A 26384-nucleotide genomic window follows, 5' to 3' on the forward strand; every position below is an offset into this window, starting at 1 on the left:
TTCAATGAATGAAGCGGCTTTTTTGCGCTCTATTTAATCAAACGTTGGGCTTAATCACCCAAAGACAATAGTGTGGCGTTACCACCAACAGCAGTGATGTTGTCACTAAAGGTCTTCTCGGTCATGAAAGCATAGAGGTAGTGTGGGCCACCCGCTTTCGGGCCAGTCCCCGACAAGCCACGACCACCAAATGGTTGCACACCAACAACAGCACCAACTTGGTTCCGGTTAATATACACGTTACCGACTTGAATGCGTTTTGCTACATCGTAGGCAAACGTTTCGTTACGGCTATGAATACCAAACGTTAATCCGAAACCAGTATTATTGATGTCATCGATCACTTGGTCGAGATTGTCACGATTGAAACGAATCACGTGTAAAATTGGACCAAAGTTTTCGCGGTGCAATTGATTAATTGACTCGATTTCGATGGCGGTTGGGGTCACAAATGTGCCGCCCCGAGTATATTCTGGCATTGGCGATTCGGCGAGCAATTTACCGACATGTTGAATGTCAATAATGTGCTGTTCGAGGTTTGTTTTCGCAACGCCGTCGATAACCGGACCAACGTCGGTTTTGTGATCAATAGGATCGCCCACTAACAGCTCTTGCATCGCGCCTTTCAGCAAATCGAGCACGCGGTCAGCGACGTCATCTTGAATGTACAAGACACGTAATGCTGAACAGCGCTGTCCGGCACTCTTAAACGCACTGGCAACGATATCCGTAACCGCCTGTTCTGGTAACGCGGTGGAGTCGACTAACATGGCATTCTGGCCGCCGGTTTCCGCGATCAATGGGACTAAAGCGCCAGTCCGAGCTGCGAGCGCGCGGTTTATGGCTTGAGCCGTATTGGTTGACCCTGTGAAGCAAACGCCAGCAATGGCTTCTTGGCTGACTAGATAAGAGCCAACTTCGGCACCTTTGCCAGGTAAGAATTGTAACACGTCACCTGGGATACCCGCTTCGAGAGCGAATTGTACGGCACGGTAAGCAACGAGACCCGTTTGTTCAGCAGGTTTGGCTATGACGCAGTTACCTGTTGCTAAAGCTGCAGTCACTTGCCCTAAGAAAATCGCCAGTGGGAAGTTCCACGGGCTAATACAGATAAATGTTCCGCGACCTTGCACAAACAGTTCATTGCTTTCACCAGTTGGTCCCGGCAGCTTTTCACCAGCACCCATGAGTTTACGTGCTTGAATGGCGTAATAACGACAGAAATCAACAGCTTCACGTACTTCGTCAATACCATCTTGTAAGGTCTTACCCGCTTCAAGGGTACATAAAGCGATCAGCTCGTGGAGGTTTTCTTCGAGCAAGTCAGCAAGCTTCTCAAGAGCTTCTGCGCGTACGTTAACATCAGTGTTCGTCCAGCGCGGATAAGCTGCGTTGGCAATTGCTAAGGCTTCAGCCGCAAGTTCAGCGTCTGCCCAACCGATCGTTCCGATTTGGTGCGTACTTTGTTGTGGCGATGTCACGCCGACACGCTGAATCGTTTCAACGAGTTTACCGTTGACGATAGGGCCGCCTTGCCACTGATTGTTTTGGAAGCTGCGAACTTTGGCAAAAAATTCTGCGCCCTGAGACTCGATATTCATGTTTAACCCCAAAGAATTCTTGCGTTGACCGAAAATTTCGTTCGGCAAAGGAATTTTGTCATTCGCTAAACTTGGCTTTTTACGCAAGTTTAGAAGCGGATATTCGACTAAGTTTTCGATTGGTACTGAAGGGTCCAATAGTTTGTGGACAAACGAACTATTGGCACCGTTTTCAAGTAAGCGTCGAACAAGGTATGGCAGTAGCTCTTTGTGAGCACCCACGGGTGCGTAAATGCGAACTGTTTTACCTGGGTTCTTGGTCAAAAACTCGTCGTAAAGGTCTTTACCCATGCCATGCAGGCGCTGGAATTCATAACGGCGATCAGCAGCAAGATGTTGAATGCTGACAATAGTTTGCGCGTTGTGAGTGGCAAACTGCGGGTAGATATTGCCGTTGGTATCGTCGCTCAACAAGTATCGAGCGCAGGCCATGTAAGATACGTCAGTACTAGCTTTACGGGTAAAGACAGGGTATCCAGGTAAACCCATTTGCTGACAATGTTTAATTTCGGTATCCCAATATGCACCTTTAACCAGACGCACAGGAATTTCATCACCGCCGTCCTTCGCCAATGCGTTAATCCAGCACAAGACGGGCAGCGCACGTTTGGAGTAGGCTTGTACGACTAAACCGAAATACGGCCAGTCTTTGCAGACGCCACTGCGATAAACTTTTTCGAACAGTTCGAGTGATAGCTCTAGGCGATCCATTTCTTCAGCGTCAATGCTGACGCCGACATTCGCTTGCTTAGCAAGTGTAATGAGGTCGGTTAGAGTGGCAGCTAACTCACTGAGAACTCGTTCGCGATTGGCGACTTCGTAACGTGGATGCAGCGCCGATAATTTAATTGAAATAGTCGGCCGCGGAACATTCGGGTTATTAAAAGATTCCCGACCCACGCGCTGAATGGAATTCACGTATGCCTGTTTGTAGCGCTCAGCGTCTTTACTCGTTAACGCTGCTTCACCTAGCATGTCGTAGGAGTGGGTGTAACCGTCATCACGATTTTTACGACTGTTTTTTAATGCTTCATCGATAGTACGGCCGAGTACAAATTGCTTACCCATCAGCTTCATCGCTTGATAGGTAGCTTTGCGAACCATTGGCTCACCCAGTCGTTTAACTAAACGGCGGAAACGTGAAACGGCAGTGTCGCGTTGGCGGCCATGCGGGTTAATCACCTTATTCGCAAGGTTTAGACCCCAGGTACCGGTATTGACGAGAATCGACTCGCTCTTCTTTTGATAGTCAGCCCAAGCACCTTTGCCAAGTTTGTCTTGAATGAGTGCATCGGCTGTAAAACTGTCAGGAATCCGCAAGAGCGCTTCAGCAAGACACATTAAAATAATGCCTTCTTCAGTGTCTAAACTGTACTGCTGTAAAAATGCATCGACGCCGTCACCGCCTTGGGTCTTTTCGCGCACGCGATGAACCAAGTCGTGGGCTGAATCGGTTAAAGCTTGAATGGTTTCCTGATCTTCAGGAACCAGCTTAATCAATTCTTCCAAATAGGCATTTTCGTCAACTGAGTAATTCTCAGTGATCGCTTTGCGCAGCTCAGCTAACTGGCTCGCCTGATAGTGTGTTGACAACACTTGACTGGCTTTAAACATTGCCTCTCCTGTAACCATAAACCCGGCCGTAACCGGTACAGCGAATCCCAACGGGACATGGCCGCCATTGTATGATTATTTTGCGCCGCGTAAACCCTTAGTCGAACGATTTTTCGACTTTCTGTATAGACTATGCTGTGAATGGTTGATTCAATGGCATAATCTTACCCACTAGTGTTTTCTTCGAAGTCGACAGGCGAGTGCATTGCGGCGCCATTACAGGAGTATTTTGTATGACCGGTTCCAGTTTGGAAGTAGAACTTAAGTTCTTGATTAGTAAGGACTCTATTGCAGCCTTGCAAGGCTACTTAAGTACTATTTGTGAACCGAGTGAAACACTCCAGCTGGCCAATATTTACTTCGATACACCAGACGGAGTATGCCATAAGAATCGTATGGGTTTGCGGATCCGACGCTGGAATGACCAGTGTGAACAAACCATTAAAATGGCTGGAAAAGTATCCGGCGAGGTGAGTGAACGACCCGAATATACCACACCGTGCAAGCAAGAATTACCTGATTTAACGCTATTTCCTGCTGATATTTGGCCAACCGGTTTTGCTGTAAAAGCCATCAATGCAAATCTGCAGGAGCAATTCCGCACCGACTTTCAAAGACAGCGCTGGCTATTCCAAGCGGATAATCTGCATGTAGAGGTGGCACTTGATCAAGGGACTGTAAAGGCCGGAGGCTTAGTTGAACCGATTTGCGAAGTCGAGTTTGAACTACTTGCGGGCGACTTCCAAGCCTTAGCAAACTTTGTTGCCGATGTTCGTCAGCATGTTCCACTCGCCCCTGGGACGCAAAGTAAGGCACAGCGTGGTTATTTGCTGTTAGAAAGAGCTTTGCAGGGGACAAAGTCGTTAGACGCTAGCATGCAGTCGTTAGACGCTAACATGCAGTCGTTAGACGCTGACATGCCACATAATCACCAGTCGAGCTGAGTTTTATGCTATTGATTCCTCCAGTGGCACTCAAGCCTGCCGAAAAGCTGAGTTTACATCCTGATATCCAAGCCGATAGCGCACGTGATTGTGAGCGTTTACAGAATTTGTTTGCACAATCAGAGGCGCCGGAAGCGGTGACTTGGTTAGTGCAGGTAAGTCCATTTATCGCCCGTGTCTTGCAACGCTATGGGGAAGCGGCAAATACTCGCCTGCTGGCTCCCGCCGCAGCGGATCGAGAGATATTGCGCCAAGGAATTGCCGAGCAGGGCGATAATGAAGTGAACCTGATGCGCTTTCTGCGCTGCTTTCGCCATATCGAGATGGCGCGTATTGCGGCGCTAGATTTGCTTGGGCGGATGCCGCTCGGACGGATGTTAGCGGAGACATCGGCATTAGCCGATATGTTAATTGAGGAAACACTTGCGGCGATTACCGATTCATTGGCAGCTCGCTATGGTCGTGCACTTGATGATAACGACGAGGAATTGCCCTTAATCGTTTTAGCCATGGGCAAGCTCGGTGGTGAAGAGTTGAACTTCTCTTCGGATATCGACTTGATTTTTTCCTTTCCTAACGCAGGCGAAACCCGCGGCGGACGCCAAGCGGTTGCATTCGATGTGTATTACCAGAAGGTGGCGCAACAACTGCTAAAGCTGTTAGGGCAGCCAACTGCCGACGGTCAACCGTTTCGTATCGATATGCGCCTGCGTCCTTTTGGCCAATCAGGCCCGTTGGTCGCAAGCCTGAGTGCGCTTGAAGACTACTACCATGAACAAGGCCGCATGTGGGAACGCTATGCGATGATCAAAGCGCGGGTTCTCAATACTTCGGCGGATTTGGCTGAGCAAGTTCGCGTTATGTTACGGCCGTTTATTTATCGGCGTTACCTTGACTATAGCGCCATTGATGCGCTGCGTAAGATGAAGCTCTTGATCAATCAAGAAGCACGTCGCAAAGGCGTTGCCGATAATATCAAGCTCGGTCCGGGCGGTATTCGTGAAGTCGAGTTTGTCACCCAAGTGTTTCAGTTAATTCGTGGAGGGCGAGAGAATCAGCTGCAGACACGGTCATTATTGGCAGCACTATCCGCGTGTGAGGATCTGCAACATCTCGAAGCTGGCGCTATTGCTGACTTACTGCAAGGCTATTCGTGGTTGCGCAAACTTGAGCATGTCCTGCAGCAGATTAATGACGAACAAACCCAAACTCTGCCAAAGGATTGGTTAACACGCTGGCGCGTACTAGCAGCTTGTGGATATGCTCAAAGCGAAGAGGGCTGGCAAGCATTATTAACCGAAGCGCAAGAGCACATGGCTGCAATTCATCGTCATTTTATTGACGCCATCGGCGGCGAAGAAGACCTGCAAGCCATGGATGAAAGTGAATTTGCGATTCTGTGGCAAGATTTACTCGCAGATGAAACTGCGATTGAAGTGCTAACTGAAGCAGGTGCTCGTGATCCGCAAGCTTGTTGGCAGGCGATTAGTGAGTTTCGAACATTGCTGCGTAAACGACCTTCGGGACCGCGAGGTCGTGAGCTCCAAGCCAACTTAGTGCCAGCTTTAATCGAAGGGGCACTGAAATATCCACATGCAGAGCAAGTATTGCCGCGAGTGTTTGAAGTACTAGGGCAAATTGTCTCGCGGACTACTTATTTGGAACTGCTTGCAGAAAACCGTGACGCCCGTCGGCAGTTGACTTTTCTCTGCCAAGCAAGCCCATGGATTGCGCATTTGCTGGCGAAGTTTCCCTTACTGCTCGACGAATTAATTGATCCAGTCCAGCTCTATCAGTTGCCTGCAGTTGAATCATATCGGCATCGTGTTAGTGAGTACTTATTAAGATTGCCAGTTGATGATGCCGAAGCACAAATGGATGCGCTACGACAGGTAAAACAAATTTTTCAATTAAAAGTTGCGGCAGCTGACCTTAATGAAGGCGTGCACTTAATGCGCGTTAGCGATCATTTAACTTTTCTTGCCGAAGCTATTATTGAACAAGTGGTATTGCTCGCGTGGCGTCAACTGACAGCGACACATGGTTGTCCGCCTGGGCGCGACGAGAGTGACACCGGTTTTGCGGTCATTGCCTATGGCAAGCTTGGTGGCTACGAACTCGGGTATGGTTCTGACCTCGACTTAGTGTTTATTAGTGCCGACGATAATCAAGGTGAAACCGATGGTGCTAAGCCGCTTGACGTGCAGCAGTTTTATTTGCGCTTGGCACAGCGTGTTCTGCATTTGTTTACCACCCGGACCATGACCGGTGTGTTGTATGACGTCGATATGCGATTGCGGCCTTCCGGTCAGGCTGGTTTGTTAGTCGTGCGGGCGAGTACGTTGCGCGAGTATCTGGTTAACGATGCTTGGACTTGGGAGCTGCAAGCTCTGGTTCGCGCACGAATGGTTTATGGTCATGCTTCTTTGTATGAACAGTTCTCGGCAATTCGCAAGAATACCCTCTGCCGTGCACGCGACCTTGATAGTTTACGTAGTGACGTCCTCGCTATGCGCGACAAAATGCGTAATCATCTTTGGCAGCAGCGTGAACGACAGGTCGATGTGAAACAAATGCCAGGCGGTGTCGCCGATATTGAATTTATTACGCAGTATTTAGTGTTGGCGAATAGCCAGCAGGTTCCAGACTTAGCTATTTGGACTGACAATATTCGCATTCTCGAAATTGCAGCGGCAGCGAAGCTATTGAGTGAGGGCGAGGCCATTCAATTAATTGAAGCGTACCAAGTCTACCGGATTGAACTTCACCGGCTCGCATTAGCGGAACAAGGGCGCTTAAGTGAACGTGACTTTTCTGAGCAAGCAAACACGGTGCGAGGTATTTGGCAGCGCGTGTTTGCTTTGTCTACAGACTCTTAATCACCATTGGCGGTGGTATTTGCTTGGGTGCTAGTTGCATGAGCGTAGTAACTTGGTAAGTCGTCATGCGGGCGCGTTTTGAACCTTCGATGCATCCACATATACATATCTGGCATGCTCTTGACGGCTCGTTCAACCTCACGATTGACTCGCCGTGCGTCTTCTTCGTCGCTACCACTGGGGATAGCTTCAAGCGCAGGTAAAACGCGCAACAAATAGCCTTCGGCGTTTGGCAAACGCTCACAAGTAGAAATCAAGGTGACGCAGTCCGCGCTATTAGCAAACAGGCTAGTCCCTGTCGTTGTTGCTGCGTCTGGCACCGCAAACAAGGGGACATAAACAGCACGCTTGCGACCATAATCTTGATCGGGCAAGTAGCCACAGACTTCGCCGCTGTCGAGTGCTGCGATCATGCCACGCACATCCTTTTTGCGAATCATGTATTTGTTACTGCGGCTACGGCCTCGCGTTTGGAGATACTCCATTACAGGGTTATTGTGCGGGCGATACAAACCAACGGACGGCTTCTTTAAACCAAAGACGCGCGCATGAACTTCCAAACATAAGAAGTGAAACAACAAGAGAAAGACACCTTTACCGTCACGCTCAGCTTGTTCGACGTGCTCCCAACCTTCAACTTTCAAGATTCGACGCATCCGCCAGTCTGGCCACCACCAAGCCATGCCAGTTTCTAAGAGGGCAATGCCGGTATTCTGAAAATTGCGTTTAATTAATGCTTCGCGTTCTGCGCTGGCCATGTCTGGAAAGCACAATTCAAGATTGCGTCGAGCTACTTTTACCCGTTTCGGGAATGCGCGATAGAACACGCGGCCAATTAGTCGACCAAGGGCTAACTGAACGCGAAAAGGCAGCCACGAAAGTAGATACATAAAACCGATGCCAAGCCAGGTTGGCCAGAACTTAGGATGCAAAAAGTAGGCGCGAAAACGCGGAAGTTCGACGGAATGTTGGTTATTTTGCTCAGCCACGCATGATCCTTGATGTTTTTCTTGATTCTAACGGACAGACGAGAGAAAAAGCAAAGCCGACCAGAGGCCGGCTTTTTTCTGATGGTGACTATTCATTGGCTAGTCACGCCAAACGAGTTTATTGCGATTGCGGTGCAACTAAGCCGTCGTTAATCGTCAACAAATCGCTTTCAGAGATAATGCCAGCGGCTTGGTACAAGGCCAAAATACGATTGACGTAAGTGTAGCGAGCTTCTGACAAATTGCGGCGGGCGTTAAACAGGTTACGCGTGCTTTGTAACACGTCAACTATGGTACGAGTACCAACTTCAAGGCCGACTTGTGTGGCGTTAAGAGCGCTTTCTGCTGAAATCACAGCTTGTTCAAATGCACGAATACTGGAAATGCTCGCAACCACATCAAAGTATGCACTACGCACTTCGCGCTCAACTAAACGGCGATTCTCTTCTAAAGTTTGGCTAACCGATACATAGTCGGCACGCGCTTGCTCGGTGCTAGCAACTGTACGTCCACCAGAATACAGTGGCAAAGTAAGTTGCAGACCGATGTTGCGCGAATTTAAGCCACTGACATTGCGGCTGCCGGCAGCGCTGCTCGTGTCTTGGTCGCGATTTGAATAGCTCGCATTCAAGCTCACCCGTGGGTAGTGACCTGCGCGCGCTAGCTCAATGCGTTGCTCGGCAATTTCTAACCCGCTGCGGCTAATCAATAATTGCAAGTTACGATCGTGGGCAAGCTGAATCCAGCGCTCAACACCTTGTGGGTCGGGACGAACTGGCTCAAACCGTTCGGTATTTAAACGGAAAATATCAGAATGCTGACGACCGGTGATTTCACGCAGACCTTCGAGCGTGATTTCTACCCGGTTTTGCGCTTGAATTTCCTGCGCAACAGCGTTGTCGAACTGTGCCTGTGCTTCGTGGACGTCGGTAATTGCTGTCAGACCGACCGAGAAACGGTGCTTAGTCTGCTCAAGTTGGCGCTCAATGGCGCGCTTTTCTGCTTGCACAAACTCGAGACTGTCTTGCGCTTGTAACACGGCGAAATAAGCATTGGTCACGCGCAGCATAAGTTGTTGACGCGCGAGTAAATAATTGACTTCGGCTTGATAAGCTTGTTTTTCCGTGATTCCCGTAGCACGCCAAGTGCCAAGGTTGAACACGGTTTGCGACAATGAAACTTCTTGACTAAACGAGGTGGTATTGGTGGTACGGACTACAAAACCATCGTCAGTCGTATTGATACCGTCAGATTTGCTATCTGAGTAGTTTACGCCGAGATTAATTTGCGGCCACCAGTCGGCACGCGACACATCGACACCGGCTTTCGCTGAGTCGCGGTCTGCTGCTGCACGCAGAAGTCGTGGATCATTCTCTAAGGCTAAACGATAAATATCGGTTAGGTCGGTTGCTTGAGCGGGAATGACAGAAAGCCCAAGGCTCATGGTAAGTGCAACAGCTAAACATTTCATTTTCATTGTTCGTGGATTCCTTTATCAAAAAAGGTACAGCGCATCTGTGCCGTTCATCAATTGCTGTTAGTGTAGCCTGATATCACCACAAAGGTCATCCATTGTGACAAACTTTGCAGCTCGAATTCTAAATTTTGCCTAGTGTACCAGAATATTTAAGCATGTATATTAGGCGCATCTAATATTGGTCATTCCTGCGACATATCGCTAGCACGCTGAGATAACTTGCAGCTCGACCCAGCTAACGGTAGGCTTGCGCTTGCGCAAACGAATACGTTGACCATCTCTAGAGGAGTATCGCATGAGTCAATTTAGCCGCGATGACGTGGAAATTATTGAAACAAAAGAAGTATATCGTGGCTTCTTTCGAGTGCAAGTAACAACCTTGAGACATCGACTTTTTAGTGGCGCTTGGAGTGAATACATGCGTCGCGAGATTATGGATCGCGGCCATGCAGTGGTTGTGATTCCCTATGACCCGATTCATGACCAGATTGTCATGCTTGAGCAGTTCCGAGTTGGGGCAATTGCCAGTAGTCCAACACCCTGGTTACGTGAACTTGTCGCTGGTATGGTTGACCCTGGCGAAACCAAAGAAGATGTTGCTCATCGCGAATTGCAGGAAGAGGCAGGTTTGACGGCGAAGTCGCTGCACTATGCTTTGAGTTATCTGTCGAGCCCTGGCGGCATGACCGAACGTATTTATATTTATCTAGCTCAAGTTGATGCAACAAGTGCTGCTGAGTTTGGTGGGCTTGCGAGTGAACATGAAGACATAAAAGTGACACCACTTGCGCGTACCGATGTCATGACAATGCTCGAGAATGGTGAAGTCGATAACGCTGCCACTGTCATTGGGTTACAATGGTTAGCCATTCATTTGAACCGTTTTCGCCAAGCATGGGGGTATTCTACCATTGAGTAAAAGGCGCTATATACCAGACTTACAAGCGTTACATAGTTTAGCGGAGCGTAACTACGCGGCGCTGCAACGCTTGCTTGGGCGCGAGCCAGAAAAGCTCGAGCGCGAATTACTCGTCGGCGATCAACTTAGATTCCGAATTTCGGAAAAATCATCAGCGCGTTACACCACGGATATTGCTATCGAGCAACTCGAGCCACATGGCCATGCTTTTGTTCGTGCCGCATTTATTGTCCGTTTATATCATGACGCCCGCATGGCGGAAATTGTTGACTGCCAAGGGGTTGAAGGTCTTACAGCGATACAAACAGTGCATGAACGTCCGGGCCAAGGGCGCGATGAAAAGTTACAGTTAAACTTGCATTTAGCTGACTGGCTCAAGTTATGCTTCCAAGTTGGGCGGACGTCGACGCATTTTAAATTTGCAGGTTAGTGACATCCACACCTAGTATCTGTATTAATAATGCTGATAGAGTTGCAGTTAGCTAGCGTCAAAACAACGACACCAACGTCGCTACAAAAATATAATTACAAAAACATCATTACATAGTCGAGCTATACACACCTATGACAACAGACTACAAAGCGGATTCGATTGAAGTCCTTAATGGTTTAGAGCCGGTAAAACGCCGTCCTGGTATGTACACCGACACGACACGGCCGAATCATCTTGGTCAGGAAGTGATTGATAACTCGGTGGACGAAGCTTTAGCCGGCCACGCGCGCAGTATTGCAGTTATTTTACACGCGGATCACTCTCTTGAAGTGATCGATGACGGCCGTGGTATGCCGGTCGATATTCATCCGGAAGAAGGAATGCCGGGTGTCGAGCTGATTATGACGAAGCTTCATGCCGGTGGTAAATTTTCTAACAAGAATTATCAGTTTTCAGGTGGTTTGCACGGTGTCGGCATCAGTGTTGTCAACGCCCTTTCGACCCGAGTAGACGTCACCGTCCGACGTGACGGCCAAGTCTATGAAATGGCATTCGAGCATGGCGACAAAGTTTCGGACTTAGCGGTGACCGGCACGGTTGGCAAACGCAATACCGGTACCCGTGTCCGTTTTTGGCCAGACCCTAAATACTTTGATTCAGCGAAATTTTCGGTGAGTCGTTTGCGTTATCAGTTGCGCGCCAAAGCAGTGCTTTGCCCAGGTTTAACGATTACCTTTAAAGATCACGTCAATAGCGAAGAAACCACTTGGTTTTATGAAGATGGTTTACGCGATTATCTCACCGAAGCGTTGCAAGACTTACCGCGCTTGCCAGAAGAACCGTTTATCGGACAGTTTCATGCTGCCGAAGAAGGTGCGGAGTGGGCGGTTACCTGGTTACCTGAGGGTGGCGATGGACTGGGCGAAAGCTATGTAAACTTAATTCCTACTGCGCAAGGCGGTACACACGTCAACGGCCTGCGCCAGGGCATGCTCGAAGCGCTGCGAGACTTCTGTGAATTTCGTAATTTATTGCCGCGCGGTGTGCGTTTAACCCCAGAAGATATCTGGGATCGCTGTAGTTATATTTTGTCTGTCAAAATGTCAGACCCACAGTTTTCTGGACAAACAAAAGAACGCTTAAGTTCTCGGCAGATGGCCGCATTTGTCAGTGGCGTGGTGAAAGATGCGTTTAGTCTGTGGCTTAATGAACACACCGACTTAGCGGAACAAATTGCTGAGCTTTGTATTTCAAGTGCGCAGCGGCGTATGCGAGCAGCGAAGAAGGTGATCCGTAAACGCGTCACACAAGGACCTGCGTTGCCCGGTAAATTAGCAGACTGTGCAAGCCAAGACCCAGACCGTAGTGAGTTGTTCTTAGTCGAGGGTGACTCGGCAGGCGGCTCTGCGAAGCAAGCACGTGACCGTCAATTTCAAGCAGTGATGCCACTACGCGGTAAAATTCTCAATACTTGGGAAGTGGATCCGGATCAGATTCTCGCATCGCAAGAAATTCATGATATATCGGTCGCGCTTGGCGTTGACCCTGGGGCTCTAGATTTAAGTAATCTCCGTTATGGCAAAATTTGTATTCTTGCCGATGCTGACTCCGACGGACTACATATTGCCACCTTGCTGTGTGCGCTGTTTGTGAAGCATTTCCAGCCACTGGTTGCTGCCGGTCATGTCTATGTGGCGATGCCGCCGCTGTATCGTATCGACGTTGGCAAAGAGGTTTTTTATGCCCTCGACGATAGCGAAAAGCAGGGAATTTTGGACCGCATTGAAGCTGAGAAAAAGCGCGGCAAAATCAATGTTCAGCGCTTTAAAGGCCTTGGCGAAATGAACCCGCTGCAGTTGCGCGAAACGACCATGGACCCGAATACCCGTCGTTTGGTGCAATTGACAGTTGATGATCCGCAGCAAACAGAAATACTGATGGACATGTTGCTCGCGAAGAAACGTTCGAGTGACCGCCGTGATTGGCTTGAAAGCAAAGGCAACCTAGTCGAACTCGCTTAAGACAAGCAGGCGAGTGACAGGAACAGCAAGCAGAGCAAGCTGGGTAGCAAAACTAAAATAAGTAAAACAGGACTGGCTATGAGTACGGCACTGGAAAATATTGAACAACAGCCACTACATGCATTTACCGAACAGGCATATTTGAATTATTCCATGTATGTCATTATGGATCGGGCATTGCCACACATTGGCGATGGTTTAAAGCCGGTTCAGCGGCGAATTATTTATGCGATGTCCGAGCTCGGATTATCGGCAGTCGCGAAATATAAAAAGTCTGCGCGTACCGTCGGTGACGTGTTGGGTAAGTTCCATCCTCATGGCGACTTAGCCTGTTATAAAGCAATGGTGCTCATGGCACAGCCGTTTTCCTATCGTTATCCATTGGTTGACGGTCAGGGCAACTGGGGTTCCGCCGACGACCCGAAATCGTTTGCGGCCATGCGTTATACCGAAGCGCGCCTCTCGCGCTTTAGTGAAGTGCTGCTATCTGAACTGGGACAGGGTACCTCGGATTGGGTGCCGAACTTCGATGGCACCATGGACGAACCAAAAATCTTACCAGCGCGTTTACCCCATATTTTATTGAACGGTGTAACTGGTATCGCGGTTGGTATGGCGACCGATATTCCACCGCATAATGCGCGCGAAGTTGCCAACGCTTGCGCCTTGTTGTTAGAGCAACCGAAGGCGACGTTGGCTGACATCATGGAGCATGTGCGGGGCCCAGATTATCCTACCGATGCTGAAGTTATCACTCCTGCCGAAGATATCGAGAAGATTTATGAAACCGGCCGCGGCAGCATTAAGATGCGCGCCCGTTATGTGATGGAAGATGGCGAAGTCGTGATTGATGCGTTGCCACACCAAGCTTCAGGCGCTCGCATTTTAGAGCAGATCGCTGCACAAATGCAGGCGAAGAAATTACCCATGGTTTCTGACTTGCGAGACGAATCAGACCATGAGAATCCAACTCGCTTGGTGATTGTTCCGCGTTCGAATCGAGTCGATGTTGAGCAGCTGATGGCGCACCTTTTCGCCACAACAGATCTCGAGAAAAACTACCGCGTTAACTTGAATATGCTCGGACTTGACGGTCGACCGCAGGTTAAACCATTACTGAGCATCCTGAACGAATGGTTACAATATCGCTTTAATACGGTGACCCGGCGCTTACAGTTCCGTCTCGACAAAGTTGAACGCCGTTTACATATCCTGGATGGCTTATTAATCGCTTTCTTGAACATTGATGAAGTGATTGAAATTATCCGTCACGAAGACGAACCCAAAGCAGAGCTTACGCGCCGCTTCGGTTTGTCGGACACGCAAGCAGAAGCAATTCTTGAATTAAAATTACGTCACTTAGCGAAATTGGAAGAAATGAAGCTACGTGCGGAGCAAGATGAGCTCGCGAAAGAGCGTGATGCACTGCAAACGTTGTTAGGTTCTGAACGCCGCTTGAAAACGCTGATCAAGAAAGAGCTATTGGCCGATGCTGAGAAATATGGCGACGATCGTCGTTCGCCATTGGTTGAGCGCAAAGAAGCCCGAGCCTTGTCGGAACGCGAATTAACGCCGTCAGAGCCGGTGACTGTAGTGCTCTCACAAAAAGGCTGGGTGCGAGCAGCGAAAGGTCACGACATTGATGGTTCAGCACTCGGTTATAAAGCGGGTGACAGTTTCTTAGCGCAAGCGTCTGGCCGCAGCAACCAACCGGTTGTCTTTATTGATACTTCCGGTCGCAGTTATAGCTGTGAAGCTCATTCATTGCCGTCGGCACGGACACAAGGTGAGCCGCTAACCGGGCGCTTTAGTCTCGTAACGGGCGAGAGTATTTCGCAAGTATTGATGAGTAAGGACGAGCAACTTTGGTTGCTCGCATCCGATGCCGGCTACGGTTTTGTGGCGAAATTTAGCGATATGCAAAGTCGCGTGAAGAATGGTAAAGCACTGCTGTCATTACCAAGCTCTGCTCGCGTTCTGCCGCCGCAGCGGGTCACTAACGTTGAGTCTGACTTGATTGTGACGGTGTCGAATGAAGGGCGTTTACTTGCCTTCCCAGTGGCGGATTTACCCCAGCTTGCGAAAGGTAAGGGCAATAAAATGATTAGTATCCCTTCGAGCCGAGCGAAGTTGCGTGAGGAATATGTGCAAGCAGTCACTGTCATGCCTGCAGACGCGACCTTGGTCGTGCTTGCAGGTAAACGCAAGCTGCAGTTAAAGCCGTCGGATCTCGAGCATTATCGCGGTGAACGTGGTCGTCGAGGCAATAAACTGCCGCGAGGTCTACAACGAGTTGACGCGCTCGCATTCGAAACAGCCGAAAAATCGCAAGAAATTCAGGAGAATGAGCCTGAGTCTTGAGTTACTAAATACATCTGTACGCTTAAAGGGGTTTACTCATAAAGAGTAAATCCCTTAATTTTATTGGTCAAAATAAGTTCATTCAGGTTATACTGCGAGCCAAATTTTAGATTGAGAGTACACATGTTAGCTGTAATTCGTTTGCTGATTTTAGGCGTTTTTATTGTTCTGGCAGGAGTTTTCGGCTCGCTGTTTTGCCTGTTGCGGCCATTTCACCGCAATAACACCGCTTTGTTTGCGCACCTTTTTGGGCGTATGCACAAACTTTTCGGTATTGAATTAGAGATTCGTGTTCCCGAGTCAGTTCAAAATGGTGGTCCATTTGTTTACATCGCCAACCACCAAAACAGCTATGATATTTTCACTATGAGTCGTAGCTTGTTGCCGGGAACAGTGACGATTGGTAAGAAGAGTCTCAAATGGATTCCGTTCTTTGGTCAATTGTATTGGCTATCTGGGAATATCTTGATTGACCGCAAAAATAGTTCTCGTGCACATGGCACAATCGGGACTGCGGTGCGGGCTATTCAAGATAAGAAGCTCTCGATCTGGATGTTTCCTGAAGGCACACGTAGCTATGGCCGTGGCCTACTGCCATTTAAAACCGGTGCATTCCACACTGCGATTCAAGCGAAAGTGCCGGTCGTACCCGTGTGTATGTCGACAACCCACGAAAAAGTTAAACTCAATCGTTGGAACAATGGTAAAGTAATTATCGAAATGTTACCGCCGGTCGCAACGGACACCATTGCGCGTGAAGACATTCGGGAATTGATAGCGAACTGTTATGAGCAAATGCTCGATAAAATTAATCGCCTTGATCAAGAAATTGAATCTTTAAACGCTCGTAATCAAGCGAGTGAAGGAGTGCATTCGTCGTGAACGATTTAGAAGCCTTGTTAGCACAAAGCGATGAAACGGTAGACGTCTTAATAGAGGCCGGCTTAGAAGCGGATGAAGAGCTTGAGATTGAGCATCATCTGGTGTCGGCTGACTTTAGCAAGTTGGAAAAAGCAGCAGTCGAGTTAGTGAAACTTGGCTACCACGTTGAAGACGCCGAAGAGTTTGATTTGGATGACGGCCAGCCGGCATATTACTTCGCGGCATTGACCTATTGTGTTGCCGATAAGGCAATTTTAGCTGCGCAGACTCGTGAAATTACCGAAGTAGCGAATGCTTGTAGCGTCGAATACGACGGCTGGGGCACGTTTATCGGTGACGAGGAAGAAGAATAACAAGGCGTAGTTAGTTAGAATACTTCGTGTTTTGATGGCTCGTTAGCCGCGCAAATTAGACATAAAAAAACAGCCGCTTGGTATTATCCAGCGGCTGTTTTTATTGCTCGGCTTTCCATCCTCCGAAGTGGATTAGATTGCCGCAATGCGACTGCGTTGAACTTGTAATTGGCGCACAAGCTCTTCCGCCTCTGCTAGTTTCTCACGCTCTTTCGTGATGACGTCGGCAGGTGCTTTGCTGACAAAGTTTTCATTACTAAGCTTGCCAGCAAGACGCTGCTGATCCTTCTCAGCTTTCTCGATTGCTTTATCAAGGCGCGCTAACTCAGCGTCTTTATCAATTAATCCAGCCATTGGTATATGGATCTCAGTGCGACCGACCAGAGCTGTGGCACTTGCTGGCGCTTCTTCGTTGGCCGCTAAGAAAGTGATGCTTTCAAGCTTGGCTAACGCACTTAGAAAACTTTCGTTCTCTTGTAACCGGCGCAGAGCAAGATCATCGGCATTGGCAATCAACACGGGTAGCGACTTGTTGGGTGATAAGTCCATCTCACCGCGAATGTTACGCACCCCAAGAATCACTTGCTTTAACCATTCCATATCGTCAGAGGCTGTCGCAAAGCGTGTCTCTTGGACCTGCGGATAAGCCTGAAGCATGATCGTGTCGGCATTCACACCGGCTAACGGAGCCACACGTTGCCAGATTTCTTCGGTAATAAATGGCAGTAATGGGTGCAGTAGACGCAGTAACTGCTCTAGAACCTGCACGAGCGTATGACGTGTACCACGCTGTTGCGCTTCGCTACCGTTTTGCAGTACGGGCTTGGTCAGTTCAAGATACCAATCACAGAACTGATTCCAAGTAAATTCATAGGCAATAGCCGCTGCTTGGTCAAAACGATACTGGTCAAGAGCACGACGGAAATCTTTAACCGTACTGTTGAAGCGTTCCAGAATCCACTGGTCTGCCAGCGACAACTGCAAGTCGCCACCTTGACGCCCACAGTCTTGTTCTTCTGTATTCATCAGTACGTAACGGCTCGCATTCCACAACTTGTTACAGAAGTTGCGATAGCCTTCTAACCGCTTCATGTCCCAGTTAATATCGCGTCCGGTCGAAGCAAGTGCTGCTAAAGTGAATCGCAGTGCATCGGTACCATGTGCGCTAATTCCTTCAGGAAACTCTTTGCGAGTGCGCTTGGCAATTTGCTCAGCGACCTTCTCTTGCATCAGGTTACTGGTGCGTTTTTCAACCAGTGTTTCCAGTTCAATACCGTCGATCATGTCGAGTGGGTCGATAACATTACCTTTCGACTTCGACATTTTATTGCCTTGTTCGTCTCGAATAAGGCCGGTGACATAGACCGTTTTGAACGGAACCTGTGGTTTGCCGTTCTCGTCTTTCAGGAAGTGCATGGTCATCATGATCATGCGTGCGACCCAGAAGAAAATAATGTCAAAGCCAGTGACCAACACATCTGTCGGGTGGAAAGTTTTCAATGCTTCGGTGTCTTCAGGCCAACCTAAGGTTGAAAACGTCCATAATGCGGATGAGAACCAAGTATCGAGAACATCATTGTCCTGATGGAGTTTAATGTCACCTAGATTATATTTATTGCGAACTTCAGCTTCGCTACGCCCAACATAAACCTGACCAGCGTCGTCGTACCAAGCTGGGATGCGATGCCCCCACCAGAGCTGCCGCGAGATACACCAATCTTGAATGTCTCGCATCCAACTGAAGTACATATTTTCGTACTGTTTTGGTACGAATTGAATCTCACCATCTTCGACGGCTTTGGTTGCAGTTTCTGCTAATGGAGCGACACGCACGTACCATTGGTCCGTAAGGAATGGTTCAATGACGACGCCTGAGCGATCACCGTAAGGTACTTTGTTGGCGTGGTTTTCAATTTTTTCTAATAGCTCAGCTGACTCGAATGCTGCGACAATTGCCTTGCGGGCAGCAAAGCGTTCGAGACCCGCAAATTCGGCAGGCAGATGGGTGTCAATGTCGCTTCGTGGTTGGCCTTTGAGGTCGAACACTTCGGCTTCGGCCAAGATATGAGCGTCATCGGTGAGGATATTGATTAACGGTAAATTGTGACGCTTGCCGAGATCATAGTCGTTAAAGTCATGAGCTGGAGTGATTTTGACACAGCCAGAGCCAAACTCTTGGTCAACGTAATCGTCAACCACGATCGGAATACGACGTCCCGTGAGTGGTAATTCAATAAACTTGCCATGCAATGCAGCGTAACGCTCGTCGTCAGGGTGTACCGCGACGGCAGCATCACCTAACATGGTTTCTGGGCGAGTGGTGGCAACGACAACATAGTTTTTGCCATCGGCGGTGGTTGCGCCGTCGGCTAATGGGTAACGCAGATGCCAAAGACTACCTTGGCTATCTTTATTCTCAACCTCTAAGTCAGAGATTGCTGTTTTTAGCTTTGGATCCCAGTTAACGAGACGCTTGCCGCGATAAATCAGGTTGTCTTCGTATAAACGGACAAAGACTTCCTGTACCGCCGCAGACAACCCCTCATCCATGGTGAATCGTTCGCGATCCCAGTCGACTGAGTCGCCTAAGCGACGCATTTGTTGCGTAATCGTGCCACCAGACTCGGCTTTCCATTCCCACACTTTGTCAATGAAGGTTTCCCGCCCCAAGCTGTGGCGATCAATACCTTGTGCTGCCAGTTTGCGCTCAACCACCATTTGCGTCGCGATACCTGCATGGTCAGTACCCACTTGCCATAAGGTATTATGGCCATCCATTCGCTTGTAACGGATTAAGGTGTCCATGAGTGTATGCTGAAATGCGTGGCCCATGTGCAGGCTACCCGTTACATTCGGCGGTGGAATCATAATGCAATAGGGGTCACCTTGACCCGCTGGACGGAAGTAACCCGACTGCTCCCAGTGTTGGTACAGACGTTGCTCAATATTCTGTGGGGAATAGGTTTTATCCATAGTGTCCTTCAATACTTGCGTAATTTACTAATCTTGCTGGAGCGGCACAGTTTCAATGTTTGCGCCGCTGCGACGATAGTTGCGAAAGCGTTCACGAGCTAATTCTTTGTCTGCGTCTTGCGCCGGAACGAAATCGATAATGTGTTGGGTACCGCGTAGAAATGGTGCGCTGTCATTGGCTAAATTAATAACAACTTGGCGGCCATAACCAAACGCTTCGGCAGGTTGATCCCAGCCAATAACCACAGGAGCGCCACCCGCAGGGCCTTCACCCAGCAGGTTATGCGGGATAAATCGGTCGGTCGGCTGTTGCCAGAGTAATTCGTCAATCGACTCAGCTTGTTCTTGCGACCGAGCGCGAATAGCAACTTTGCGGCGCTGCGAAAACTGCGAAGTGACAAGTGTACAAACCTGAGCAAGCCAAGCCTGTTCATCGGCTTGGCTTAACAAATAAAATGTTACCTCAGGCGCTCTTGCCATAGTTTATTCGCCTGCGGTTGAACCGGCTTTTGCAAGCAGGTATTGGGTTAACATTGGCACTGGACGACCGGTTGCGCCTTTGTCTTTACCGCTCTTCCAAGCAGTACCGGCGATGTCGAGGTGAGCCCAGTGATATTTCTTGGTGAAGCGAGATAAGAAACACGCTGCGGTAATTGTGCCGGCTGGTCGGCCACCGAGATTGGTCATGTCGGCAAACGGACTATCGAGCATTTCTTGATAATCGTCCCAAAGCGGTAACTGCCATGCGCGGTCGCCACTCTGCTTCGAAACATTCAGAAGTTCATGAGCCAGTGGATTATGGTTACTCATTAAGCCAGTTGCATGCGGCCCAAGAGCAATAACGCAGGCACCCGTTAACGTGGCGATATCAATAACCGCTTCAGGATTAAACCGTTCAACGTAGGTGAGGGCATCACACAGGACTAAACGACCTTCAGCGTCAGTGTTGAGTACTTCAACAGTTTGACCTGACATGGTGGTCAATATATCACCAGGTCGGTATGCGCGGCCGTCTGGCATATTCTCGCAACCCGCGAGCACGCCGATTACGTTGATCGATAATTGCAACTCCGCCAACGCTTGCATGGTACCTAAAACACCTGCGGCACCACCCATGTCGTATTTCATTTCGTCCATGGCTTCACCTGGCTTCAATGAAATACCGCCGGAGTCGAACGTCAGGCCTTTACCGACGAGGACAATGGGGGCACGGTCGTCTTGACTGCCTTTGTAATGCATCAGCGTCATCACGGCTGGGTTTTCTGAACCGCGGCTGACAGCCAAGTAAGAGTTCATTCCTAGCTTCGCCATGTCGGCTTCGTTAATTCGCTCAACCGACAGGTTGGTATAGTTTTCTGCTACTAACTCGGCTTGTTCGGCCAACCAGACGGGCGTACAAATATTTGGTGGCATATTCGCTGCATCGCGACACAACTTCACGCCCTTAGCGACAGCAAGCCCGTGTTGCACCGCTTTTTCACCCACAGGTAACTCGCGGCGGGTTGGTACATTGAAAACCATTTTCCGCAGCGGACGGCGCGGCTCTTCTTTGTGCGTTTTCAGTTGATCAAAAACATACAAGCTAGCTTGTGCAGCTTCAATCGCATGGCGGACTTTCCAGTAGGTGTCGCGGCCTTTGACATGCAGCTCGCTGAGGAAGCAGACCGCCTCCATTGCACCCGTTTCGTTGAGGGTTGCAATGGTTTTACTAATGATTTGTTTGTATTGGCGTTCATCAAGTTCACGTTCTTTGCCACAACCGACTAACAAGACGCGCTCACTCAGGACATTTGGAATATTGTGCAGCAAGAGAACTTGCCCGGCTTTACCTTCAATGTCACCGCGGCGCAGCAGGTTGCTCAGGTAACCATCACTGATTTTGTCAATTTGCTCGGCTGCAGGCGATAATCGACGCGGTTCAAATACGCCAACGACAATACAGGCTGAACGCTGTTTCTCTGGACTACCGCTTTTTACATTAAACTCCATGCTCGCTCCCATTTCTGGTTTATTCGGTCAGCTCATGGCATCATGCGCAAACATATGCACGCCATCCTGACATGTTGCTGCAGCTGAAGCGAGCCCTCTATGGTGAAGAAATCACCGAAAATTCGATGCGGAAAAGGCTCGCTAAAACCTAGCAAAATTGATTAAACTTACTAAAATACAGAGTTTACTGAAAAATTTGCTGATTTCCAGTGAAAAACGAAGTTAAAGGTTCAACTAGTGCGCATTTTTCGTTACATAATTCGTGAAACCTTCAAAGCGCAAATTGCCGTTTTCCTTGTCCTATTGACGATTTTTGTTAGCCAACAATTCGTTCAAGTGCTGGCGCAGGCGTCTGAAGGACAATTGCCAGCTCAATTGATTATCCAAGTACTTGGGCTGCAACTTCCTAGTCTTGCTGCTCTCATCCTTCCTATTAGTATTTTTCTCGGTATTCTCCTCGCGCATGGTCGCTTGTATGCGGATCATGAAATGGCCGTGTTACATGCCTGTGGTATCAGTGAGTGGTACGTCGCTCGAGCGACTTTAGCCTTTGCGGTTGTTGTCGCCATTCTCACCGCTTTGTTAACCATGTGGCTGGGGCCTTGGGCTTTATCGCAAGAGCAAGCCATTGCTGACCGCGCTCGTTCTGAAGCTGGAGTTTCGGTGATTCAAACAGGGCGTTTTCAACAAGTGGCACAACAACGAGCGGTGATTTTTGTTGAACGCCAGAATCGCGATGGCTTACTCGAGGAAATCTTTGTCGCACAATTACCTGCGCGCAGTGAGTTTAATGAAGACTCACGGGCGAGTGTGGTGATGGCAGCACAGGGCCGAATTGAGACCTTACCAACCGGAGCTCAACAATTAATTTTGGATGATGGCCGCCGTTATTCACAATCGCTGGTTAACCTCGACCACCATGTGATGAGTTTTGACCAATATCAATTGCAGATTCGTGAGCAGGAACTTGAGTCTGAGCGGCGCCGACAAGAAGCGGTCCCAACCCAAGAATTACTACAAATGAATGACAGTGAAGCCGTAGCTGAGCTGCAATGGCGCATCGCAATTCCACTCGCAATTCCTTTGTTGGCATTGATTGCGGTGCCGCTGAGTCGCGTGAATCCACGTCAAGGAAAGTTTGCGCGCATGGCACCGGCGGTGCTGATTTATCTTGGTTATTTCATGGTATTAATGGCGAGTAAGCGAGCCTTAGCGAGCGGCTCATTGCCACTCGAATTTGGCTTGTGGTGGATTCACGGAGCCCTGTTGCTCATTGGCATTTCGTTGCTCATTAAAGAGCGACCAGCCGGCTACCGCTTGCGTGCGTTTATGCGAGTATGGTTGCGGTCATGGCAGCGAGGAAGCCGGTAATGTTTAGTATTCTCGATCGCTACATCGGTAAAACCGTACTCATGACCACGTTACTGAGTTTACTGGTGCTTACTGGTTTGAGCGCATTGATTCGGTTTGTAGAGCAGCTGCGGGCAATTGGACGGGGCAGCTATGACATGACCGACGCACTCGCGTTTGTTCTGCTCAGTGTCCCACGCGATGTCGAATTATTTTTCCCGATGGCGGCTTTGCTCGGTGGCTTGATTGGAATGGGGTTGCTAGCAAGTAATAGCGAGCTCACCGTGATGATGGCAGCAGGCCGTTCGCGTCTCAATCTCATTGGGTCAGTGATGAAATCGGCGATCGTGATGATGATTTTTGTCCTTGCCTTAGGTGAGTGGGTCGTACCGAATCTCGAATCGCAAGCACGTCAGTTGCGCGCTCAAGCTGTTTCTGGAGGCAGCTTAATTAGCGGCGATCACGGTATTTGGGCGAAGGACGGCAACCATTACATTCACATCGGTGAAGTGGCCGACACGGGCCGCTTGCACAATGTGACCATTTATCAATTCTCGAACCGCGCATTAGAAAAAGTCATTCATGGAGGGCGAGCCACTTATGTCGGACCAGAATGGCGTGTTCACGATGCGCAATATACCGAGATTTCAGATACTGAAGTTCGCAATTATCGGCTTGCGAGTTGGAGTTGGAATTCAACATTAACACCAGAGAAGCTAGGTGTTGTCACCGTGCGGCCAGAGTCATTGTCGATCAGTGGCTTGCATGCCTATATTGGCTATTTGCAGTCGAATCGTCAGGATGCCAGTCGTTATCAGTTGGCGTTCTGGCGCAAACTACTCGTACCCTTTACTGTGGCAGTTATGCTTTTGGTTGCGTTGTCTTTTATTTTCGGGCCGCTGCGTTCGGTGACGATGGGGGCGCGAATTCTTCTCGGTGTGATTACCGGCTTTGTGTTCCACGTCTTCAATGAGATTTTCGGGCCGATTTCGCAAGTTTATAACGTGACGCCTTTCCTCGGTGCTATTTTACCGGGAGTGGTGTTTGCTATCGGTGCCTTGTGGGTGCTCACTAGAAATCGCAGCTAGTGAGCACCGTATTGAGGGCGTTATAACGCGTTATTTCCAATTCTTAAATTGGTTAGCTTCTTTGCTCAACACAATCACTTCACAGCGAGCAAGACGGTCTTGCAGCGCTAAACGGTTTTGTCCGAATAACACAGTCAGGTTACCTAATCCAAGTAGCGCAGTGAACGCACGGATTATCGCTTGGCGCTTACTGATGCGGCTGCCGTCTTCATTCTGTACACGTAAACGCCAAGTGCGCATGCCAAGCGTTTGTCCACCGCGAACCCAAAAACCGGCATAAAACCAAATCACGACGGCGACGAGGTAAAGTGAATAGAACCAATTTCCTTGTAGCACGCTGGCGTGATCTTGGCCTTCTTGCAGGGAGAGTAGACCGGTTGCGGTTAATAGACCCACGAATCCAAGCGCAATACCGCTCGCAAGCATAATCACAGCGGTCACAACGAGTAAATCATAAACAATGGCGCCGATACGCCGCCAAAAGCCAGCACGCGGTGCTTTTTCGTATTCGATTGGGTTCAGGGATTCTGGTTCAGCGGTTAAATTTTGCTGATTTTCTTTTTTAGGCATGTGAATGTCGACTTCTTGGCTCAAATAACAAGCAAACAGTTTATCATGCACAAAACTTTTTGTTCAGCCTACTTGCAACGAAATCGTTCATCAGTATAATGCGCTGCGTTCGGTTCGAAACCGTAACAGATTCAAAAAATGCCTGGGTGGCGAAATTGGTAGACGCAGCGGATTCAAAATCCGCCGGGCTAATCCCCCGTGACGGTTCGAGTCCGTCCCCAGGCACCAACCATTACAATCATGTAAACGATTGATTTATTGAAGTTAAATAATTCAGTTTAAACATCCCCTCGGTAGCTCCAATTCTCTATTCCGGTTCATATCCGGTTTTTTTGTGCCATTTAGTGATGCTGCAGGATCTGAACACCCAAAAGTGGTGGGCGTACAGCAGGTCAGTGGGGCACAGTGCAAGCGTGACTACGTTGCGAGCTCCAGGGCAAATGACCGACCTTTGAGCCTACTCCAACAAGGTTACAGTGGCATTCTTGTATCCGAGTGGTTCTAATAATAGGGGACTGCCAGAGCGCCTAGTGGTCGAGAGCGTGTATCAAAATGGTTTCTTAAAAGGGTATCGCAATCATTCGACAGGGGTGATGATAGAGCAAGTGACTCAAGTGAATGCGCATGGAAACGGCACTCGTGTGCAGTTCCAAAACGGTGCTGAAACCCTTTACAGTTATCAAAGTTCCACGGGCTGGCTCACTGGAATGACTGTTTATCATAGTGGTGTCATCCGCAATATAGATTATCAATATGACTTGAATGGTAACCTAACGTCCCGGCAGCAAACATTTCGTCAAGGTACCGGCTCTGATGTTAACGAGTCATTTTATTACGATAACCTCTATCGCCTTACTCAATATACGCAAGAAACTCGCGGTGATTGGGGTGGAGGCGGAGATGAGCCCTGTCCTCCAGATATGGTATGCACCGGCCCCGTCCCCGACCCCGGCGATCCACCGCCCAAAGAGATCCAGAGCTTGCATGGCAACTCGAGTTATACAACATCAAGCAGCACAAATATGGTTGCCCACTACACCTATGATGGGTATGGCAATCTACTGTCGAAGGGCGATGTTGGATTTAACGGAGCGAGCTACACTTATGCGGGTGGCGCTCCAGAAAGTCGACCAACGCGCTTATTGAGTGTAAGCTCATCGCATGGCACACAGACGTTCACCTATGATGGTAACGGCAACGTAATCAACGACGGATTACAGAGCTTTACATACACCACATTTGATAAGCCGATTGAAGTTCGACGGGCCGCCGATTTTAGAACGCTGTTCCGGTATGGCCCAAAGCGAGAGCTTGTTTACCAGCAAGATATTCGCCCTACGGGCACCCAAACGCGCTGGTTGTTCGGTGGTTATGAGCGGTCGGTACAAGAAAACGGCGATATCGAGCACCGGTTTATGGTGGGAGGTACGGTGGTCACCCATACCGAGCATGGGAGTGGCACCACCGAGCAGGTGACCCACCTGCATAAGGATGCCCAGGGCTCGACGGTGGTGATTACCGGAAATGCAGTCCTTGGCAATGTTCTGAAACAACAGATAGCCTATGACCCATGGGGTAAACAAGCGACCTTGTGGAGCCACAACCAGTTTGTGTTCGGGCTGAGGTTAGGGAAGATGCGTGGTTACACCGGCCACACCATGGTGAACGACCTGAACCTCATTCACATGGGTGGGCGCACCTACAACCCGGTGCTTGGGCGCTTTATGCAGGCGGACCCGTTTATTCAGGCGGGCGCAAACCTGCAGAACTACAACCGCTACAGCTATGTGCTGAATAACCCGCTGAGTTATACAGACCCGAGTGGGTATTTGTTTAAGAAGCTAAACACCAAGTTCGGCAGATTCACCCCGCTACTGGCGATGGCTGTGATGATTATTCCTGGTGCACAACCCATAGGAGCAACTATGCTTAAGGGGTTTA

Annotated in this window: 18 protein-coding genes and 1 tRNA gene; 12 read left to right on the forward strand and 7 right to left on the reverse strand. The window is 49.2% G+C overall.

The genetic code is table 11. The features are described 5' to 3' along the window. Positions 1-50: 50 nt before the first annotated feature. Entirely contained in the window at positions 51-3215 is a 3165-nt protein-coding gene (gene putA, locus CWE06_RS11070) for a bifunctional proline dehydrogenase/L-glutamate gamma-semialdehyde dehydrogenase PutA (protein ID WP_126794159.1), read from the reverse strand. A gap of 233 nt (positions 3216-3448) precedes the next feature. Between putA and CWE06_RS11075 the strand changes: the two genes are divergently transcribed. Beyond that, entirely contained in the window at positions 3449-4159 is a 711-nt protein-coding gene (locus tag CWE06_RS11075; protein ID WP_126794162.1) for a CYTH domain-containing protein, read from the forward strand. A gap of 5 nt (positions 4160-4164) precedes the next feature. Continuing rightward, positions 4165-7038, forward strand: a complete 2874-nt coding sequence (glnE, locus tag CWE06_RS11080) for a bifunctional [glutamate--ammonia ligase]-adenylyl-L-tyrosine phosphorylase/[glutamate--ammonia-ligase] adenylyltransferase (protein WP_126794165.1) — start codon at positions 4165-4167, stop codon at positions 7036-7038. Here glnE and lpxL read toward each other — a convergent pair. Next, positions 7035-8027, reverse strand: a complete 993-nt coding sequence (gene lpxL / locus CWE06_RS11085; protein WP_126794167.1) for an LpxL/LpxP family Kdo(2)-lipid IV(A) lauroyl/palmitoleoyl acyltransferase — start codon at positions 8025-8027, stop codon at positions 7035-7037. The genes glnE and lpxL overlap by 4 nt on opposite strands. A gap of 118 nt (positions 8028-8145) precedes the next feature. Further along, complete coding sequence (gene tolC / locus CWE06_RS11090) at positions 8146-9504, reverse strand: outer membrane channel protein TolC (RefSeq protein WP_126794170.1); 1359 nt, start codon at positions 9502-9504, stop codon at positions 8146-8148. A 295-nt stretch (positions 9505-9799) separates the two neighbouring features. Between tolC and nudF the strand changes: the two genes are divergently transcribed. From nudF to rraB, 6 genes are all read left to right on the forward strand, one after another. Further along, entirely contained in the window at positions 9800-10423 is a 624-nt protein-coding gene (gene nudF, locus CWE06_RS11095; RefSeq protein WP_126794173.1) for an ADP-ribose diphosphatase, read from the forward strand. Then, the gene (locus CWE06_RS11100; protein WP_157981174.1) at positions 10416-10853 is read left to right on the forward strand and encodes a DUF1249 domain-containing protein; all 438 of its coding nucleotides are present in this window, start codon (positions 10416-10418) and stop codon (positions 10851-10853) included. The genes nudF and CWE06_RS11100 overlap by 8 nt, the downstream gene beginning before the upstream one ends. Before the next feature lie 134 nt (positions 10854-10987). Next, positions 10988-12877, forward strand: a complete 1890-nt coding sequence (gene parE / locus CWE06_RS11105; protein ID WP_126794179.1) for a DNA topoisomerase IV subunit B — start codon at positions 10988-10990, stop codon at positions 12875-12877. Positions 12878-12955: 78 nt separating this feature from the next. Beyond that, a complete protein-coding gene (gene parC, locus CWE06_RS11110; RefSeq protein WP_126794182.1) occupies positions 12956-15238 on the forward strand; it encodes a DNA topoisomerase IV subunit A in 2283 nt (760 codons plus the stop codon). Positions 15239-15361: 123 nt separating this feature from the next. Further along, positions 15362-16120, forward strand: coding sequence for a 1-acylglycerol-3-phosphate O-acyltransferase (locus CWE06_RS11115; RefSeq protein WP_126794184.1), 759 nt, complete (start codon positions 15362-15364; stop codon positions 16118-16120). Next, the gene (rraB, locus tag CWE06_RS11120; protein ID WP_126794187.1) at positions 16117-16473 is read left to right on the forward strand and encodes a ribonuclease E inhibitor RraB; all 357 of its coding nucleotides are present in this window, start codon (positions 16117-16119) and stop codon (positions 16471-16473) included. Before CWE06_RS11115 ends, rraB begins: the two co-directional genes overlap by 4 nt. 132 nt (positions 16474-16605) lie before the next feature. Here rraB and CWE06_RS11125 read toward each other — a convergent pair whose 3' ends face one another. Genes CWE06_RS11125 through pepA form a run of 3 tightly spaced genes read right to left on the reverse strand, consistent with a single transcriptional unit; the run spans position 16606 to position 21435 of the window. Then, the gene (locus CWE06_RS11125) at positions 16606-19446 is read right to left on the reverse strand and encodes a valine--tRNA ligase (protein ID WP_126794190.1); all 2841 of its coding nucleotides are present in this window, start codon (positions 19444-19446) and stop codon (positions 16606-16608) included. A 27-nt stretch (positions 19447-19473) separates the two neighbouring features. After that, entirely contained in the window at positions 19474-19926 is a 453-nt protein-coding gene (locus CWE06_RS11130; protein WP_126794193.1) for a DNA polymerase III subunit chi, read from the reverse strand. Between the two features lie 3 nt (positions 19927-19929). Then, positions 19930-21435 (reverse strand): leucyl aminopeptidase, encoded by a 1506-nt coding sequence (gene pepA / locus CWE06_RS11135; RefSeq protein WP_126794195.1) that lies wholly within the window; start codon positions 21433-21435, stop codon positions 19930-19932. Between the two features lie 237 nt (positions 21436-21672). Here pepA and lptF point away from each other — a divergent pair, with 237 nt between their 5' ends. Both lptF and lptG read left to right on the forward strand, forming a co-directional pair. Then, on the forward strand, positions 21673-22806 hold the full coding sequence (lptF, locus tag CWE06_RS11140; RefSeq protein WP_126794198.1) for an LPS export ABC transporter permease LptF: 1134 nt from the start codon (positions 21673-21675) through the stop codon (positions 22804-22806). Continuing rightward, positions 22806-23873: an LPS export ABC transporter permease LptG gene (gene lptG / locus CWE06_RS11145; protein WP_126794201.1), complete on the forward strand. Its 1068-nt coding sequence runs from the start codon at positions 22806-22808 to the stop codon at positions 23871-23873. The genes lptF and lptG overlap by 1 nt, the downstream gene beginning before the upstream one ends. A 30-nt stretch (positions 23874-23903) precedes the next feature. Here lptG and CWE06_RS11150 read toward each other — a convergent pair whose 3' ends face one another. Further along, the gene (locus CWE06_RS11150; RefSeq protein ID WP_126794204.1) at positions 23904-24443 is read right to left on the reverse strand and encodes an RDD family protein; all 540 of its coding nucleotides are present in this window, start codon (positions 24441-24443) and stop codon (positions 23904-23906) included. Between the two features lie 140 nt (positions 24444-24583). Here CWE06_RS11150 and CWE06_RS11155 point away from each other — a divergent pair. Both CWE06_RS11155 and CWE06_RS11160 read left to right on the forward strand, forming a co-directional pair. Continuing rightward, a tRNA-Leu gene (locus CWE06_RS11155) sits at positions 24584-24671 on the forward strand. A gap of 248 nt (positions 24672-24919) precedes the next feature. After that, a partial coding sequence (locus CWE06_RS11160) for an RHS repeat-associated core domain-containing protein (RefSeq protein ID WP_133307002.1) occupies positions 24920-26384 on the forward strand: 1465 nt, incomplete at its 3' end.

Source organism: Aliidiomarina haloalkalitolerans (genome assembly GCF_003987315.1).
Lineage (GTDB): Bacteria > Pseudomonadota > Gammaproteobacteria > Enterobacterales > Alteromonadaceae > Aliidiomarina > Aliidiomarina haloalkalitolerans.

Excerpts from the sequence above, each read along its gene's own strand:
- putA (WP_126794159.1), bottom strand. The coding sequence starts at position 3,215 with ATGTTTAAAGCCAGTCAAGTGTTGTCAACACACTATCAGGCGAGCCAG.
- CWE06_RS11075 (WP_126794162.1), top strand. The coding sequence starts at position 3,449 with ATGACCGGTTCCAGTTTGGAAGTAGAACTTAAGTTCTTGATTAGTAAG.
- glnE (WP_126794165.1), top strand. The coding sequence starts at position 4,165 with ATGCTATTGATTCCTCCAGTGGCACTCAAGCCTGCCGAAAAGCTGAGT.
- tolC (WP_126794170.1), bottom strand. The coding sequence starts at position 9,504 with ATGAAAATGAAATGTTTAGCTGTTGCACTTACCATGAGCCTTGGGCTT.
- nudF (WP_126794173.1), top strand. The coding sequence starts at position 9,800 with ATGAGTCAATTTAGCCGCGATGACGTGGAAATTATTGAAACAAAAGAA.
- parE (WP_126794179.1), top strand. The coding sequence starts at position 10,988 with ATGACAACAGACTACAAAGCGGATTCGATTGAAGTCCTTAATGGTTTA.
- parC (WP_126794182.1), top strand. The coding sequence starts at position 12,956 with ATGAGTACGGCACTGGAAAATATTGAACAACAGCCACTACATGCATTT.
- CWE06_RS11115 (WP_126794184.1), top strand. The coding sequence starts at position 15,362 with ATGTTAGCTGTAATTCGTTTGCTGATTTTAGGCGTTTTTATTGTTCTG.
- CWE06_RS11125 (WP_126794190.1), bottom strand. The coding sequence starts at position 19,446 with ATGGATAAAACCTATTCCCCACAGAATATTGAGCAACGTCTGTACCAA.
- CWE06_RS11130 (WP_126794193.1), bottom strand. The coding sequence starts at position 19,926 with ATGGCAAGAGCGCCTGAGGTAACATTTTATTTGTTAAGCCAAGCCGAT.
- pepA (WP_126794195.1), bottom strand. The coding sequence starts at position 21,435 with ATGGAGTTTAATGTAAAAAGCGGTAGTCCAGAGAAACAGCGTTCAGCC.
- lptG (WP_126794201.1), top strand. The coding sequence starts at position 22,806 with ATGTTTAGTATTCTCGATCGCTACATCGGTAAAACCGTACTCATGACC.
- CWE06_RS11150 (WP_126794204.1), bottom strand. The coding sequence starts at position 24,443 with ATGCCTAAAAAAGAAAATCAGCAAAATTTAACCGCTGAACCAGAATCC.